Source organism: Gottfriedia sp. S16(2024) (assembly GCF_050473765.1).
Lineage (GTDB): Bacteria > Bacillota > Bacilli > Bacillales > Bacillaceae_G > Gottfriedia.
Genome location: NZ_JBFLUO010000001.1, coordinates 1,714,953 through 1,729,981, shown reverse-complemented (window position 1 = coordinate 1,729,981; position 15,029 = coordinate 1,714,953). Strand labels below are relative to the sequence as shown.

Below are 15,029 nucleotides of genomic sequence, written 5' to 3'. Positions count from 1 at the left end.
AACACCTCTCTATCTTTACTTATTTTACCATATATTATGTCTGTATACATAAAGCAGTGGACATTTTATCCACTGCTTTTTTACTTACTATCGTTTTTTATTACCTTTTGCTACTTTTTCGTAAAAAGGTTTGTTCTTTTTGCTCTTACTTTTACTTTTCGTTGGATTAAAACGATCATCGCGTTTATTTCTCGATGATTTACCACCACGTCCGCTTTCTTTCTCTTCATTTCGAGGTGAAGAACTATCTCCACGTCTTCCACGAGAACGGCCACTGCGAGAGCTATCTCCATTTCGATCAGAAGAACCTCTGCCGCGTCCACCTCGTCCTCTACCGCCACCAGAGCCGCCGCCAAGATTAACTGGTCCTCTACCGCCGCTTCTACGAGGTTTATTCGATTTCATGCCAACAATTTCAAAATCGATTGCTCGTTCTTCTTTATTAACGTTAACTACTCGAACAGCTACTTCATCACCAATTCTGAAGATTTTCCCTGTTCTTTCACCAATCATCGCGTACGTACGCTCGTCATAGTTATAGTAGTCATCTGATAAATCAGCAACTCGAACTAATCCTTCAATTGTGTTTGGCAGTTCAATAAACATACCGAAATTTGTTACAGAGCTAATAATACCTTCATACTCTTCACCAATTTTATCAAGCATGTACTCTGCTTTTTTCAAATCATCAGTTTCTCTTTCTGCTTCAACTGAGCGACGCTCCATATTTGATGCATGCTCTGCGATTGCAGGTAATTTATCATCCCACTCACGTTTAGTCTCATTATCCATTTTTCCTTCGATTAAATATTTACGAATTAATCGATGAACAATTAAATCCGGATATCGACGAATCGGTGATGTGAAGTGAGTATAATACTCCGCTGCTAATCCAAAATGACCAAGATTATCAGCTTCGTATTTCGCTTGTTTCATTGAACGAAGCATAACTGTTGAAATGACTGTCTCCTCTGGTTGCCCATGAACCATATCTAGAACCTGTTGCAACGCTCTCGGGTGAATTTCATTTCCAGCACCTTTTACTGTATAACCAAATGATGCAATAAATTCAAAGAATCGTTGTAACTTTTCTTCTTTTGGATCCTCATGAACACGATACATGAACGGTACATTTAACCAATGGAAATGCTCAGCAACTGTTTCATTCGCTACTAGCATAAATTCTTCAATTAGTTTTTCTGCAGTTGAACGCTCGCGTATGACGACATCAGTTGGATGACCATCTTCATCAACTAATACTTTCGATTCTTTAAAATCAAAATCGATTGCTCCACGAGTCATACGTCTATTACGTAAGATTTTCGCTAACTTAGCCATTTCCTCAAACATTGGGACTAACGGTTCGTAACGTTCACGTAATTCAGCATCTTGCTCATCTAATATTTTATTAACATCGCTATATGTCATTCGTTCAGTTGTTTTAATGATACTTTCAAAAATTTCATGCTTAACAACTTCACCTTTTTGGTCAATTTCCATTTCACATGAAAGTGTAAATCGATTTACTTTTGGATTTAATGAACAAATTCCATTAGACAAACGGTGCGGAATCATCGGTATAACTCGGTCAACTAAGTATATACTTGTTCCACGATCATGTGCTTCTTGATCAATCGGTGAGCTATCTGTCACATAGTAAGTAACGTCTGCAATATGTACTCCTAACTTGTAATGACCATTTTCAAGCGCTGTTACTGTAACGGCATCATCTAAGTCCTTTGCATCTGCTCCATCTATCGTTACAATTTGTTCACCACGAAGATCGCGACGAGTGCCAATAGCTGATTCATCAATCTCATCCGGTACTGCATTTGCTTGATCCATTACTTCCTTAGGGAATTCTTGAGGTAAATCAAACTTATGAATAACCGATAGAATATCAACACCAGGATCATTTTTATGTCCAAGTACTTGGACTACAATTCCTTCTGCACTTTTCCCATTCTCTGGAAATTGAGTAAGTTCTACAACAACTTTATGACCTTCTACAGCACCTTGAGAATTGCTCTTTGTAATAAAAATATCGCTTCCGAATCGTTTATCATCAGGAACTACGAAGCCAAAACTTTTCTGAGCCTGGTATGTACCTACCATTTTCGTTTGACCACGTTCAATAATTTTTACAATTGTCCCTTCTCTACGTGCATCACTTTTTTCTTTTGTAATACGAGCTAAAACGATGTCTCCATGTAAAGCACCATTTAAATCTGACGGCGAAATAAATACATCTTCTGCCCCTGCTTCTTCTGGAATGACAAACGCAAAGCCTTTAGCATGGCCAGTTAATTTACCTCTTACTAAATGAGATTGATCAGGTAAGCTGTATTTATTATTTCGAGAACGTACAATATAACCCTCATCTTCTAAAATAACGAGCGTTTTTACTACTTCTCGAAAGTCACTTGCTTCAGTCAGCTCCATAGCCTCTTCAATACCTTGAATATTTAAAGGCTTATAGTCTTCACTTTTCATCAATTCTAATAATTTTTCTTTCCATTGTTGATTCATAATTTTCCCTCCTTTTTTCTAACTCTTAAAGGATATTTAGTTTAAGTTTGTCCAGAAAGATTTCATTCTACCATTCCAATTCATTAAGAAATGCTAGTACATCTTCATGTAACATGTCTTTTTCCTGTCCAAGCGTAATAACATGTGTTGAATTTTCGTACCACTTTAATTTTTTCTGATCAGATTGCACTTCATTATAAATAATAATTGCGCTGTCAGTATTAATCATCTCGTCTACAGTAGATTGTACGACAAACGTTGGTGCATATACTGTATCAACATTTTCACGCACTTCTTTAATTAAACCTTGAAGAGCCTTTAATGTATTCATCGGAGTTTTTTTAAACTCTTCCATTTCTACTTCAATTTGTTCAGGAGATTTCCCTTCACGTTTTTTAAACTCTCTTGTGTAAGCTAAGACACCTTCATACATAATTTCTTCACTTTTTATATACATCGGCGAACACATTGTGACAATACCATTCAAAGGAACAGTATAACCTAGCTTTAGTGCAAATACTCCTCCTAAAGATAGACCTACCGCCGCAATTTTTTGATGTCCTTTATCCTTTAAAAACTGATAAGCTTCCATTACATCCTTCCACCAGTCTTCTGGTCCAGTATGAACAAGCTCATCTGGTGGTACACCATGTCCTTTATAGTGCGGTGCATGACAAGTATAACCTTGTTTTTCTAAAAAACGGCCAAGCATTCGTACATCCGCAGAATGTCCTGTAAATCCATGTAATAATAATACTGCTCGATCTCCACCTTCAAACGTAAATGGCTTCGGCATTGTTACTCTCATATATACTCACTCCAAAACTTTTCTATCCATTTTTCTTTCGTTACTTTTATATTATCTAAAATGATTTTGTTTATTTAAATTAATAATCGATATCTTCAATATAAATAATTGATAATAATATTTAACTAATTTTACGTAAAGAAATTGTTCTTTTATTTTACCTTTCAATTCAATAATTTACCAATAAACAGTTTTTTTAATTATCTAGTTATGATTTAATGAAAGGTGTGGTAATAATAATGTTGGTAATTTAACCAACAAAAGGAGGATACGTTATGTTTAATAATGTTGAAGAATTTATTACTGAATGGAAAATGGAAGAAGCAAACACAATCAAGTTACTAAATGCTATGACAGATGAGTCACTTGATCAATCAATTGGTGAAGATTTTAGCTCTTTAGGAGAATTAGCTTGGCATATAACTACAGCAATTAAAGCGATCATTTCACAATCAGGATTACAATTCGAAGCATCCATGAGCAAGGAAGAGATGCCAGCAACTGCGAAGGAAATTACTGAAAAATACGCAGAAGCAAGTAAAGCAATGGTTGAAGCAGCAGAAAAAGAATGGAAAGAAAAAGACTTAAATCAAATCATTAATGCTTTTGGATTCCTTGAAATGCCTATCCATGCATTACTACGTATGGCAATTTCACATCAAACGCATCACCGCGGCCAAATGACTGTATTAATGCGACAAGCAGGATTAGCTATTCCTGGAATGTACGGTCCAAGTAAAGAAGAATGGGCTGCAATGAAGGGATAATTTTTTGTGGCTAATTGTGGGACGACCTGGTTTTTAGGTTGTCTTTTTTATTACTCCAAATCGAACTACATAGTTTACAATTTTAGAAAAATAAAAAAGCCACCTTTTTGGTAGCTTGTTTTATTACAGTTTAAAATACGTTACAGCAATTGTTAGAATGAAGAATAAAACCGCTACAACAACTGTGATTCGTTGTAAAACTAATTCGAAACCACGAGCTTTTTGCTTGCCAAACAGTTGCTCAGCACCACCAGAGATCGCACCTGATAGGCCGTTACTTTTACTAGATTGAAGTAGAACTAAAACAATCATAAGTACTGAAACAATAATTAATAGTACAGATAAAAACGTATGCATTTCTTCACCTCCACAGTAAAATACTGTTACTTCCTATTCTACTATGAAGAATACTATACTTCAATATGAGAGTACAACACTTATTTAATGTTTTAAGATCGTTTCTTCAATCCAAGTTTTTACATCCTGATGTACTTCATCTTTATTTGTTTCATGAAGCATCTCATGGCGACCTTCTTCATATAATTTCAACTTTACATTTGAACATCCAATATCTTTATATAACCCATATACCTTCTTTACACCTTCACCATTTTGACCAACTGGATCTTTATCTCCTGAAAAAATATAAATTGGCAATGAGGTTGGTGTCTTCGTTACTTCCTCTTTACGATGTATAATTCCGATCCCTTTCAACAGTTCGCGATAATAGCTTGCAGAACAAATAAAACCACAATATGGATCTTTTATATAGCGATCAATCTCAGCTTCATCTCTTGTTAACCAATCATATTTTGTTTTAGGAAACTTAAAATGATTATTGAAGTTTCCAAAGGTTAAAAAGTCTAAAACCTTACTTCTCTTACTAGCTCCAATTAAAAATGCTTCTGCGCTTGAAATAAAAACTCCTAATTTTCTTAGTATTCCTGGATCGCATCCAGTTCCAGAAATAATTAGCCCATCGTATAGTCCCCCATTTAATTGAACAACTCGTCTGCTCAAATAAGATCCCATACTATGCCCAAATAGAATTAAAGGAATATCTTTCAGTTCTTTTCTGATCATCTTACTTATAAAAATGATATCATTAGCAACTTCATCCCAACCGATTTCTTCACCAAAAAAACCTAAATCATCCTCAATAGCCGCTGTTTTTCCATGACCTCTTTGATCATGAACAAAGACTGCAAACTGATTATGAACTAAATATTCAATAAATTTTTCATAAGCTCCACCATGCTCTGCCATTCCATGTACAATTTGAATCACAGCAATTGGTTCAGCAGGAATATATTTTCGCAAATAGATTTTTGTTCGATCCTTCGCCGAAATTAATCCTTCCCAATTATTCATTTTTATGCCCCTTCATCTCATATGTTGTAAAAGATACTAATAAGAAAAAACAAGTGAAATAGATTATTTCTAATCGTATGTAATTAAATGTAAATTCATCACCTAATAGTCTCCAAAAAACAATTACTATTGTAACAATAACAATCATAAATGGAAGTAAATATGTTTTTATAGTATACCAAAGAAAATCTTTTAAGTATGCGAAAAATTTCATAATTATCCTCCCAACTAATTGCCATTCTTATCCATAATTCAATACTAATCCATATTTCCTAATTCTATAGTTTAATTTTTAACAATTTATCATCAATTTGGTGAACTTTTTATGTCAAAGTTAAGCTCATATTTAGGATTTTAAACTAAGCATGTTTTGTATTGAAGTTTGAATTGAGATAAATACAGAATGAATGGGGGATTCGAAATGAAAAGAGGCATTCAAACATTTTTAAGCATTTTCTTTGCTATTGTAATGCTTGTCTTATTCGTCATATTTTTCATAAAAGACGATTCTTATCGCTATCCAATCGCACTAGGTGGCCTCGTTTGTGCACTCGTGCCACTCATATTAGATAAATTTTTTAAAATTCGATTTGCATTTTCGTTTATTCTCTCTTATTTTGCTTTTTTAATAGGGTCCCTATGTCTTGGTTCAATGCTTAGATTTTATAGCTTAGGCTGGTGGGATACGTTTTTACATTTTCTAAGTGGAACACTAGTCGCATTTTTAGCAATTGATTTATTGGGAAAATTGACAACGAAACAGTCTCAAAGCGCAATGTCAGCTGGATTCATTTTTCTATTTGTATTTGCATTCGGAGTATTTTGTGGAGCCTTATGGGAAATTTGGGAATTCAGTAGCGACCAATTTTTTGGAACTAATACCCAAGGCGGTGGTAATTTTGATACGATGACAGATATAATCGCAGACTCAATCGGAGCACTCATTATCGCAATTGGGTTTGCTAGAAGGTCGAGAAAAAATAAGTAGATAGTTTCATTTCATTAAAGAACAGACATAAACTTCATAAAAAGGCCCACAAGATTATTAAATGCTTGTGGGTCTTTATAATATCCTATTCCCTGCTTTTTCTGTCCTTTAAAATGATTTGAATCCTAATCCTACTCTTAATTAGTTACTATTTGGGTCTGTATTATCAAGATAAGTTGAACACTCAGTCTGTGATTACTCTTCATCATCCCAAACATTATAAGCCAGATTAAACAATTCACTTTGACTATTATATTTCTCATTTCCAGTACTTTTTACATACTGATATACACCATTTTCATCTTGCTCACGTGCTTTTGCAGTATCGAAGAGCATCATAAGTAAGATACTCATAATTCTTTTTTTTAGATGATCAGCGAATATTGGAAAAAAGATTTCAACTCGTTTTTCCATATTACGTGTCATTAAATCAGCAGATGATAAAAAGATTTTCTGCTCCCCATTATGATAAAAATAATAGATACGACTATGCTCTAAAAATCGCCCAACGATACTAATGACACGAATATTTTCACTCACACCTTTTATTTGAGGACGCAAGCAGCAAGTTCCGCGAACAATTAAGTCAATCTTTACCCCAGCTTTAGATGCTTCATATAGCTTCATAATAATTTGCTTATCAGTTAAAGAATTCATTTTGGCGATGATTCTTCCATTTCCATATTGTTTATGAAAAGCAATTTCCTCATCAATCATTCGAATAAAATCATGACGAATACTATACGGAGCGACAGATAAATGCCTAAAGTCAGGCTTTTCCATAAACCCACTTAAGAAGTTAAAAAAATTTGTAGCATCTACTCCGATTTGTCGATTAGCAGTCATTAGTCCCATATCTGTATAAATTTTTGCTGTTGCATCATTATAGTTGCCAGTGCCCAAGTGGACAAATCGTTCAATTCTTCCATTCTTTTTACGAACAACGAGTGTGATTTTACTATGTGTTTTTAAATGAGTCATTCCATAAATAACATGGCAGCCCTCTTTTTCTAATTCCTTTGCCCAATGTACATTGTTTTCTTCGTCAAAACGAGCTTTTAACTCTACAAGAACAGTTACTTGTTTACCATTTTCTGCTGCACGCTTTAACGCCTCAATAATAGGAGAATCACCACTTACTCGATACAAAGTTTGTTTAATCGCTAAGACGTCAGGATCATTTGCTGCATCTAATACAAAATCTAATACCGGCTCAAATGATTCGTACGGATGATGAAGCAATATATCTTGTTCCAATATTTTTTCAAATATATCCTCATCAGTTTCAAGATCTTGTGGTGGCTGTGGGATTAATGTTTCATATACTAAATGCTCTTTATATTGTTCTAATTCCTTATAAAAACTAAATAAAAAGGTTAAATCTAGTGGACCATCAAGCTTATATACATCCTTACCGTGTACATCAAGCTCATCTAATAAATAGTTTAAAATGTAATCACTCGCGCCAGACTGTCCAATTTCAAGTCGAACCGCCGAACCCCATTTTCGTTTTTTTAACTCTATTTCTATTTCACGAAGTAAGTCCCTCGCACCTTCTTCATGAATCGTCAAATCAGCATTTCTTGTAATTCTAAACTGCGCTACTTCTCGTACGATAAAACCTCGGAACAAAAGATGTATATAAGCAGTAATAGCATCTTCCAATAAAATATAACAATGCTTTTCATCAAGTGTAGGTATTGATATAAATCTTTTTAACAAAGAAGGGACTTGTACAATTGCAAATTTATTGCGCTTTTCTTCCTCCCCTGTCATATCTTCTAAATAAACTGCCAAATTTAAGCTTTTATTTAATAGCATTGGAAATGGTCTATACGCATCGATTGCCATTGGTGTTAATACGGGAAGTACTTGCTCTTCAAAGTAATTTTCTAAATAATCTTTTTGACGATCACTAAGCTCATGATATTTTACTAGATGAACATTCTCCTCTTTTAATTTTGGAATTAATGTTTCTGTAAATGTTTTATATTGTAAATTTACAAGTTCATGACCAACTGTTGAAATTTGTGAAAGTTGCTGTTTTGGTGTTAAACCAGCCTTATTTTCTGGCTTATTAAAACCTGCTTTTACTTGATCCTTTAGGCCAGCAAATCGTACCATAAAAAACTCATCTAAATTCGAACTAAATATTGCCAAAAATTTCAAACGTTCAAGCAAAGGATTATGTACGTCTAAGGCCTCTTCTAAAACACGTTCATTAAAAGCAAGCCAACTTAATTCTCGATTATTATAATATTGTGGATCTGCTAACTCTATTTTTCTACCACTATACTCTTTTGTCGCTATCATCATTTACACCCTTTTTGAACATATTCTAGAAATACGATCTCTTTATTTTTTAATTAATATCTACTCCATAATCCTACAATAATAAAATTTACCCATTATTAACGCCATGTTAATAAATTGTAAATATATGAAAAAAATGTTAATTAATGACAATTTTTAATTAAAATAAAAAAGCACAATCTGATTACTCAGATTTGTGCTTTTCAAAATGGATATATGTTGTTATATTAAATAGTTTTTCTAATTGCTTTATCTGTTTTTCAGATTCAATTTCTTCAACTGTTGAATCGTCTATACATTTAAGTTGTACGATCAAGTCATCATTGTTTAATTTAAATTCAATATTCTTTACTACTTCTCTTTTCGATGCGTTTAGACTATTAGCAAACTTTAAAAGGATCCCTAAAAAGCGTAGTTTCTTAAGCTCATCCGCTGAAAACCACTCAAGAAACGGTTTAACATATTGCTTAAAGCTATTTTTATTTTTATATGAAGCCATTAAGGCAATTTTTATGCGATCTTTATGGCTTAATCCTTCAATTGTACGATTAGATAATAAATAGAAAGTATGCTGACTACTTGATTCTTCGCCTATGTATTGTCCAAGATTATAGACCCGAGTTGCTAGATTTATGTCTAATATATCTCCATACTTTATTTGATATAAATTGTATAAATTTATTTGCTCTACTAATTGGTTTACTAAAACCTTAATATGATTTACGTGATTTATATTTACATCATAATCTTTCTCTAAATCACTAAAACTTTTGTCTAATACATCAGGAAGTAACTTTTCTCCGTTTAATATACACTCTTCCATAAAGATACCATCTCTCAGGCCTTTATTACTGAAAATAAAGCTCTTTGCATTAACAATTGAATAAAGCTCTTTAAAGACCTCAATTGCAGGAAGAATGATATCAGCACGATCTTTTGATAGACCTTCCGTTCTTAAAATATGGTCAAACTCTAATGATGAAAGATGTTTTTTTATGAAGTTTATCTCTTCAAAATTCATCTCATATTGATGTATACCTGTAATCGGGTAATTAACCAAACTTTGATGGATTTGTACTACATTTCGAGCACTTCCCCCAACTGCGACAATCGGAACTTGCTTTTCTCTAAGCCAATCTAAAGATTCAAATTGCTTTTGTATAAATTGAGTAAGTTGCTTCATTTCTTCAGCAGTTGGAATATTGCTTGATATAAAATCCTGCTTTAAAGATAATGCTCCAAATGGAAAACTATGAAAATGGATCATTTCACGATTCTTAAAATAAGTTACCTCTGTGCTACCTCCACCAATATCAATTGTAACTCCCTCTTGTATTGGAGTAGAATTTACAACGGCAAGAAATCCATAAAACGCTTCATCATAACCCGATAAAATTTGTAATGTAAAATCAGTTTTTTCGGCCACTAGTTGAATCAATTCGTCTCGATTAATGGACTGTCTAATCGTTGCAGTCGCTACACATTTAACTTCACTAATTTTATGATGACGAGTGATTTCCTGAAACATCAGAAGTGTTTTAAGTAATATATTCTTTCCTTCAGTATTCAAAACTTCTTGATCATTTAAATATTTACGTAAACGAGCTACCGTTTTAATATTCTCAATTTCTTTTATACGCCCGCTTTTACTTTTTTCATATATAACAAGTCTGATTGTATTTGAACCTATATCAATGATGCCGTATTTCTCTTTCAAACTTCTCATCCTTTATTTAAATATTTAGTAAAATTTCTAGTTCCTCCATTATATCAATAGATAGGCAATAAATAATCCTTTCTTGTTGAATAGGTACTTTTGTCATACTATCAAATAAATTATCTATTCGACTAATTTACCAAGACTCTTTAATATTCAATTTTATTTTAAATTCACACTTGGATTTCAATGGTTATATACTCCTCGAAAGTCACAATAAAAAACCCGATTACTCTTAACGAATAATCAGGCTTTAATTAATAGTTTTCTGATTTTGCCTCAACTATGACATTCTTCATAATCTTGAACATTGGTACCATAATGATGATTCCAATAACAAATAATAATGCTGAAACTTGATAAATAGAGACTAAAGAAAAATGCTCTTTTAAAATCCCTGCCAAGCTCATTGTAATGACCATAGCTCCCATAAATAATGGTGTTAATATACCGTTTACTCTACCTACAAACTTTTCATCAGTATTTTTTAAGATGATTGTATTAATACCAATATGCAATGCAGGCATAAATAATCCGATAAAGAATTCAGCAACTAACGTTAGCCAGAACATCTCAGACCAACCTATTACAAATATTCCAATCGCATTGACCGCCATACCGATTAATAATAAAACATGCGGTGCCAACTTATTAGATATTACCATTATTAGGCCACCACCTATAATCATAGCGGCTCCATTTGCAGCAAATATCCATTGTAAATATTCCTTATCCAATCCTAGTCGCTCAGTTACTAAAAAAATCGCTAATGGATGTATAAGGCCTATACCTAATCCTGCTGCTGCAAATACTCCACCTAAATAAACGAGAATTTTACGAGACCAAACGTATTGGAATCCTGACTTCATCTCTTCCATTAATGATGTTGTATGTTCTGCCTTTTCTTCTTCTTGATCTTTAGGTAACCTTGTTAATACTAAAGCTGACATAAGAAAAGCAATACCTACAATTGCCATCGAAACATGCATTCCAGCTTGTTGAAATACGAACGTACCTAATACTGGACCTAAAATCATAAAGACTGCCATCATCGTTTGAAATATAGACATACCTGCTTGCATTTGCTCACCTGGTACATGAACTTTAAATAACTTCATATTGGAAGGCTGAGAAAACTGGGACAAGATTGCTGAAACTAATGTAGCAAAAAACACAAACTTCCAAGTTCCATATAAAAGTGCTAACAAAATAACAAATATAGATACAGCACTTAAAAGATCGCACCAAATCATTGTACGCTTTGGTTTCCAGCGATCGGCAAAAGTTCCACCGATAAAAGAAAAAATAAAAATCGGCGCAAATTCAGCAACTGAAATCAGTGATACGGCTGTTGCATCGCCATTTGTCTTTTCCACAACAAATAATAATATTGCAAAATTACGAATCCAAATACCAACTTGAATAAACAAGCCTGCTGAAAGAATTGTCTGGATAAAAGGATTTTTTAACAAAGAAGCCATTGAAGGATTTGAAGCTGTTGGAGTAGATGTAGACATTTTTTCCCCTCTCTTATTTTTAATTCATTCCGAATTAATCTCAATCAAACACAAGAACTAATGTTCGCGTATTCTTATTTTAACATTAGGATTCTTTAATAATCAATCCTAATTATTACAAATACAAAAATTATCTAACGGATCAATTAAATAGATGATGACACCACTTACATTAAATTTAAACTCATTGAAGAAAGAAAGGAAATTAATATCTGACCAGCAGCCTTACTCATTTTGTATGTATCAATTATTAGTAACCTAATAGATTTCACAGAAACAATTTATTCAACTCATTAATATTGACTTTTTATTGTTACAATTATATTATTACCTCTTTTATACTAAAACTTATCTTCTAACATGCTTTCACCTCTTTTTCTCACCACTCCATAATTTAATAATTTATTTCCTAATTAGACTTTACTTCGATACATTTTCTTAATCTTTTCATACTTGTTTCTAGATAATTAGTAATTAATTTAAGCAATGTACTACTCATTTATCTAGCTTTATTTTGATAGATTTGTGAACGCTTTTTATTGAGGTTTAAATCTTAATAATAATGACCACTTATATTATTAAACATCTTACTAATAAGGGAGGTTATATTTTTTATGAACAACAATAGAAAAAAAGTTTCTCAGTATTTGGAGAATATAGAAGAAAAAAAAAGATTCATAGTTGAAAAGTTTCTCGAAGATAATAAAAACTTTCTATTATTTGTATCATATCTAGAACATCCGGATATAGAAAAACAAAGAATTATAGATTCTTCTTTTAAAAAGTTTTTATTTGAATTTAGAAAGAAAAGTTACTTTAAAAGTCTAATACGCTATAAATCTATAGATTTCGATAAGCGAATAAATAAATTGAATAACAGAAATATATTATCAATAGATAAACCTATAAAACTGGACGTAATAAGTATAAAGAACAATATTATCGTTAATGAAAATCCTAATATCTATAGTAGCTTGGATTCTTTTGAACAAATAGAAAACGATGTCTTAAGAAGTGCAATAAAAACTTTAACACCAAAGCAGCAACAAATTATTAAATTAATATATTTTCATCATTTATCACAAACTGAAGCTGCTAGGATGACAAACTCTTCTCCCCAAAATATCAATAGAATTCATAAAAAAGCTATTGAACAAATTAAGTCTAAATTTAATTCATAAATGTTTGGAGTTGTGCTTTAATGCCTAGTCACGAGGATTTTCAAACTTTATTAGACGATCTCAAATTTTATATTAACAGCCATGTTAGGAAAGTAACTTATGCCAATCAAGAAGATTTAGCGCAGGAAATTAAAATATTAATCTACGAGAAATTTTTAAATATCAATAATATTATCTCTGAACCACCTGGTTTTTTTGAGTTTATAAACGAGCAAAAAATTGACAATGAAAAATAATATAAAGGAGAAAAAGATGCCTGAGATAATACCTAATATTACATTTGTGATTTTCCAATAGTAGTACTTATTTAACTATTATATTGGTTTAAAAAAAGTAGAATTACTAGCACATTTAAAGCAATTAAAGGTAATTATAAACAAAAAGAATTAAGGAGTTAAATTAAATGAAAACTACTAAAACCTCCGAGTTTAGAACTCTATACAAAAAGTTTCAACCAATTTTTTTAAGTTATAACGATATTCAAGACCTATATCATGTATATACAAAGCAACCTCACAATACTAGAGATATAGTAGAAGATTTTGAATCTTTTGGGGAAGAAAGAATCTTACAGATATTATCTGAAACACTCGGAGCAAAATGTAACTTTACAATGTTTCAAGAAATAAATTTATTTAATATTGATGGTATAAAATCAATTTTTTACCATACTCTGAAAGATATAAAAATATATGAGATTTTAAATTTGTTAAAGAAAAAAGGAAAACTAAAATATGTTTTATATGTTTATAATCTTGATTTAAAAAATGGTAATAAGACCGAATTCGAACAAACTATACAAATAGCATATATCTGGTAAGGGTAAGGTATTCATACTAAAAATTTTAGATCCTTATTTAATTAATAAGGTTTTTTTGTTTGTTTACTTTAAAATTAACCTGACTTAAGAAACCCTCAACTATATCTACAACTTCATTATGCGTATTTTTAAATGAACCCAAATCTAGAAACTCTTTTATCTTTCCTCCTGCGGTTACAATCTTTACTAAAATTTTATCTTTTCCATAAATCATTATCGTTGTAACTAATTTACAACCTAAATTAATAGAAAACTTTTCAAGTATAAAAATAACCCCGTCGCTTAGTGCAACTTTTTCGATAATGTTAAAATTTTTAGCTCGAATGCATTCTTCCACATTCTTAAAATTAATATCTTTAAAACAATTAATACTCATAAACTCTTTCTCATATTTCCTCATTATAATACCTCCTATTTATTGTAATTTATATTATTATTTTACTTGATTTTACTAAAGTAATTTAACATCAAAAGTTACAAAAAAATGTCATTGATGTTAATCAATGACATTTTTTACTATTAGATGAATTGTGCAGTTTGTTTTGTTGTATAGCTCCATGCATTACCAGATGCAGAACCTGTAAATGTCTTATAAACCGCAGTTTTTATTCTTAAGTATTTATAGGTTCCACTTTTAAGCTTTGACATATTAGAAGTATATTTTGCATTATCAAGCGCCTTTTTAACACCATCTGCTACCCCTAATAATGTTATTGCAATACCTGCTACTGCATAGATAGCTGCTGCAAAAAATACTCCTATTATCGTTACTACTATACCTGCCCCACCGAGACTTATAGCAGTTACAATATCTTTATAGCCTCCTGAATTTTTTCGAATAAATTCATCATTTAATTGTTTATATGTCTTATCAACATTACTTAAGTTTTTAACAAAAAAAATTTCTCCAGGAACTGGCATTCGAATCTCTCCTATTAATTTAATTTTTTAAAACAAAACATCAAAACCGGTATTTGTGTTTGTATATATAAGTGAAAGATTCAAGGATTTTTTCAAC

The 15,029-nt window shown here is 31.8% G+C and carries 15 protein-coding genes; 5 read left to right on the top strand and 10 right to left on the bottom strand.

The window, feature by feature from the left end; genetic code table 11:
* Positions 1-87: 87 nt before the first annotated feature.
* Together rnr and AB1282_RS08160 are read right to left on the bottom strand one after the other, a co-directional pair.
* Entirely contained in the window at positions 88-2,529 is a 2,442-nt protein-coding gene (gene rnr / locus AB1282_RS08165; protein WP_429898857.1) for a ribonuclease R, read from the bottom strand.
* 67 nt (positions 2,530-2,596) lie between these two features.
* Positions 2,597-3,337, bottom strand: coding sequence for an alpha/beta hydrolase (locus AB1282_RS08160; protein ID WP_429898856.1), 741 nt, complete (start codon positions 3,335-3,337; stop codon positions 2,597-2,599).
* Positions 3,338-3,612: 275 nt separating this feature from the next.
* Between AB1282_RS08160 and AB1282_RS08155 the strand changes: the two genes are divergently transcribed.
* Entirely contained in the window at positions 3,613-4,104 is a 492-nt protein-coding gene (locus AB1282_RS08155) for a DinB family protein (protein ID WP_390310204.1), read from the top strand.
* Between the two features lie 123 nt (positions 4,105-4,227).
* On the opposite strand, the gene secG is transcribed toward AB1282_RS08155, so the two are convergent.
* The 3 genes from secG to AB1282_RS08140 form a co-directional block, all read right to left on the bottom strand.
* Positions 4,228-4,461: a preprotein translocase subunit SecG gene (secG, locus tag AB1282_RS08150; RefSeq protein WP_025569105.1), complete on the bottom strand. Its 234-nt coding sequence runs from the start codon at positions 4,459-4,461 to the stop codon at positions 4,228-4,230.
* Between the two features lie 84 nt (positions 4,462-4,545).
* Positions 4,546-5,475, bottom strand: coding sequence for an alpha/beta fold hydrolase (locus AB1282_RS08145; RefSeq protein WP_056469918.1), 930 nt, complete (start codon positions 5,473-5,475; stop codon positions 4,546-4,548).
* Complete coding sequence (locus AB1282_RS08140; RefSeq protein ID WP_056469914.1) at positions 5,468-5,689, bottom strand: hypothetical protein; 222 nt, start codon at positions 5,687-5,689, stop codon at positions 5,468-5,470. Before AB1282_RS08140 ends, AB1282_RS08145 begins: the two co-directional genes overlap by 8 nt.
* Positions 5,690-5,896: 207 nt before the next feature.
* Here AB1282_RS08140 and AB1282_RS08135 point away from each other — a divergent pair, with 207 nt between their 5' ends.
* On the top strand, positions 5,897-6,463 hold the full coding sequence (locus AB1282_RS08135; RefSeq protein ID WP_429898855.1) for a hypothetical protein: 567 nt from the start codon (positions 5,897-5,899) through the stop codon (positions 6,461-6,463).
* 195 nt (positions 6,464-6,658) lie between these two features.
* On the opposite strand, the gene AB1282_RS08130 is transcribed toward AB1282_RS08135, so the two are convergent.
* From AB1282_RS08130 to AB1282_RS08120, 3 genes are all read right to left on the bottom strand, one after another.
* Positions 6,659-8,776, bottom strand: coding sequence for an RNA degradosome polyphosphate kinase (locus tag AB1282_RS08130; RefSeq protein ID WP_156339648.1), 2,118 nt, complete (start codon positions 8,774-8,776; stop codon positions 6,659-6,661).
* A 184-nt stretch (positions 8,777-8,960) separates the two neighbouring features.
* On the bottom strand, positions 8,961-10,502 hold the full coding sequence (locus tag AB1282_RS08125) for an exopolyphosphatase (protein ID WP_429898854.1): 1,542 nt from the start codon (positions 10,500-10,502) through the stop codon (positions 8,961-8,963).
* A 248-nt stretch (positions 10,503-10,750) separates the two neighbouring features.
* The gene (locus AB1282_RS08120; RefSeq protein ID WP_429898853.1) at positions 10,751-12,010 is read right to left on the bottom strand and encodes an MFS transporter; all 1,260 of its coding nucleotides are present in this window, start codon (positions 12,008-12,010) and stop codon (positions 10,751-10,753) included.
* A 614-nt stretch (positions 12,011-12,624) separates the two neighbouring features.
* Here AB1282_RS08120 and AB1282_RS08115 point away from each other — a divergent pair.
* From AB1282_RS08115 to AB1282_RS08105, 3 genes are all read left to right on the top strand, one after another.
* A complete protein-coding gene (locus AB1282_RS08115) occupies positions 12,625-13,191 on the top strand; it encodes a sigma-70 family RNA polymerase sigma factor (RefSeq protein WP_056469897.1) in 567 nt (188 codons plus the stop codon).
* Between the two features lie 20 nt (positions 13,192-13,211).
* Positions 13,212-13,427, top strand: coding sequence for a hypothetical protein (locus AB1282_RS08110; protein ID WP_056469894.1), 216 nt, complete (start codon positions 13,212-13,214; stop codon positions 13,425-13,427).
* Between the two features lie 167 nt (positions 13,428-13,594).
* Complete coding sequence (locus AB1282_RS08105; RefSeq protein ID WP_056469892.1) at positions 13,595-14,011, top strand: hypothetical protein; 417 nt, start codon at positions 13,595-13,597, stop codon at positions 14,009-14,011.
* 37 nt (positions 14,012-14,048) lie between these two features.
* Here AB1282_RS08105 and AB1282_RS08100 read toward each other — a convergent pair whose 3' ends face one another.
* Both AB1282_RS08100 and AB1282_RS08095 read right to left on the bottom strand, forming a co-directional pair.
* A complete protein-coding gene (locus AB1282_RS08100; protein ID WP_056469890.1) occupies positions 14,049-14,411 on the bottom strand; it encodes a hypothetical protein in 363 nt (120 codons plus the stop codon).
* A gap of 119 nt (positions 14,412-14,530) precedes the next feature.
* Positions 14,531-14,932: a hypothetical protein gene (locus AB1282_RS08095; protein ID WP_056469887.1), complete on the bottom strand. Its 402-nt coding sequence runs from the start codon at positions 14,930-14,932 to the stop codon at positions 14,531-14,533.
* Between the last annotated feature and the right edge of the window lie 97 nt (positions 14,933-15,029).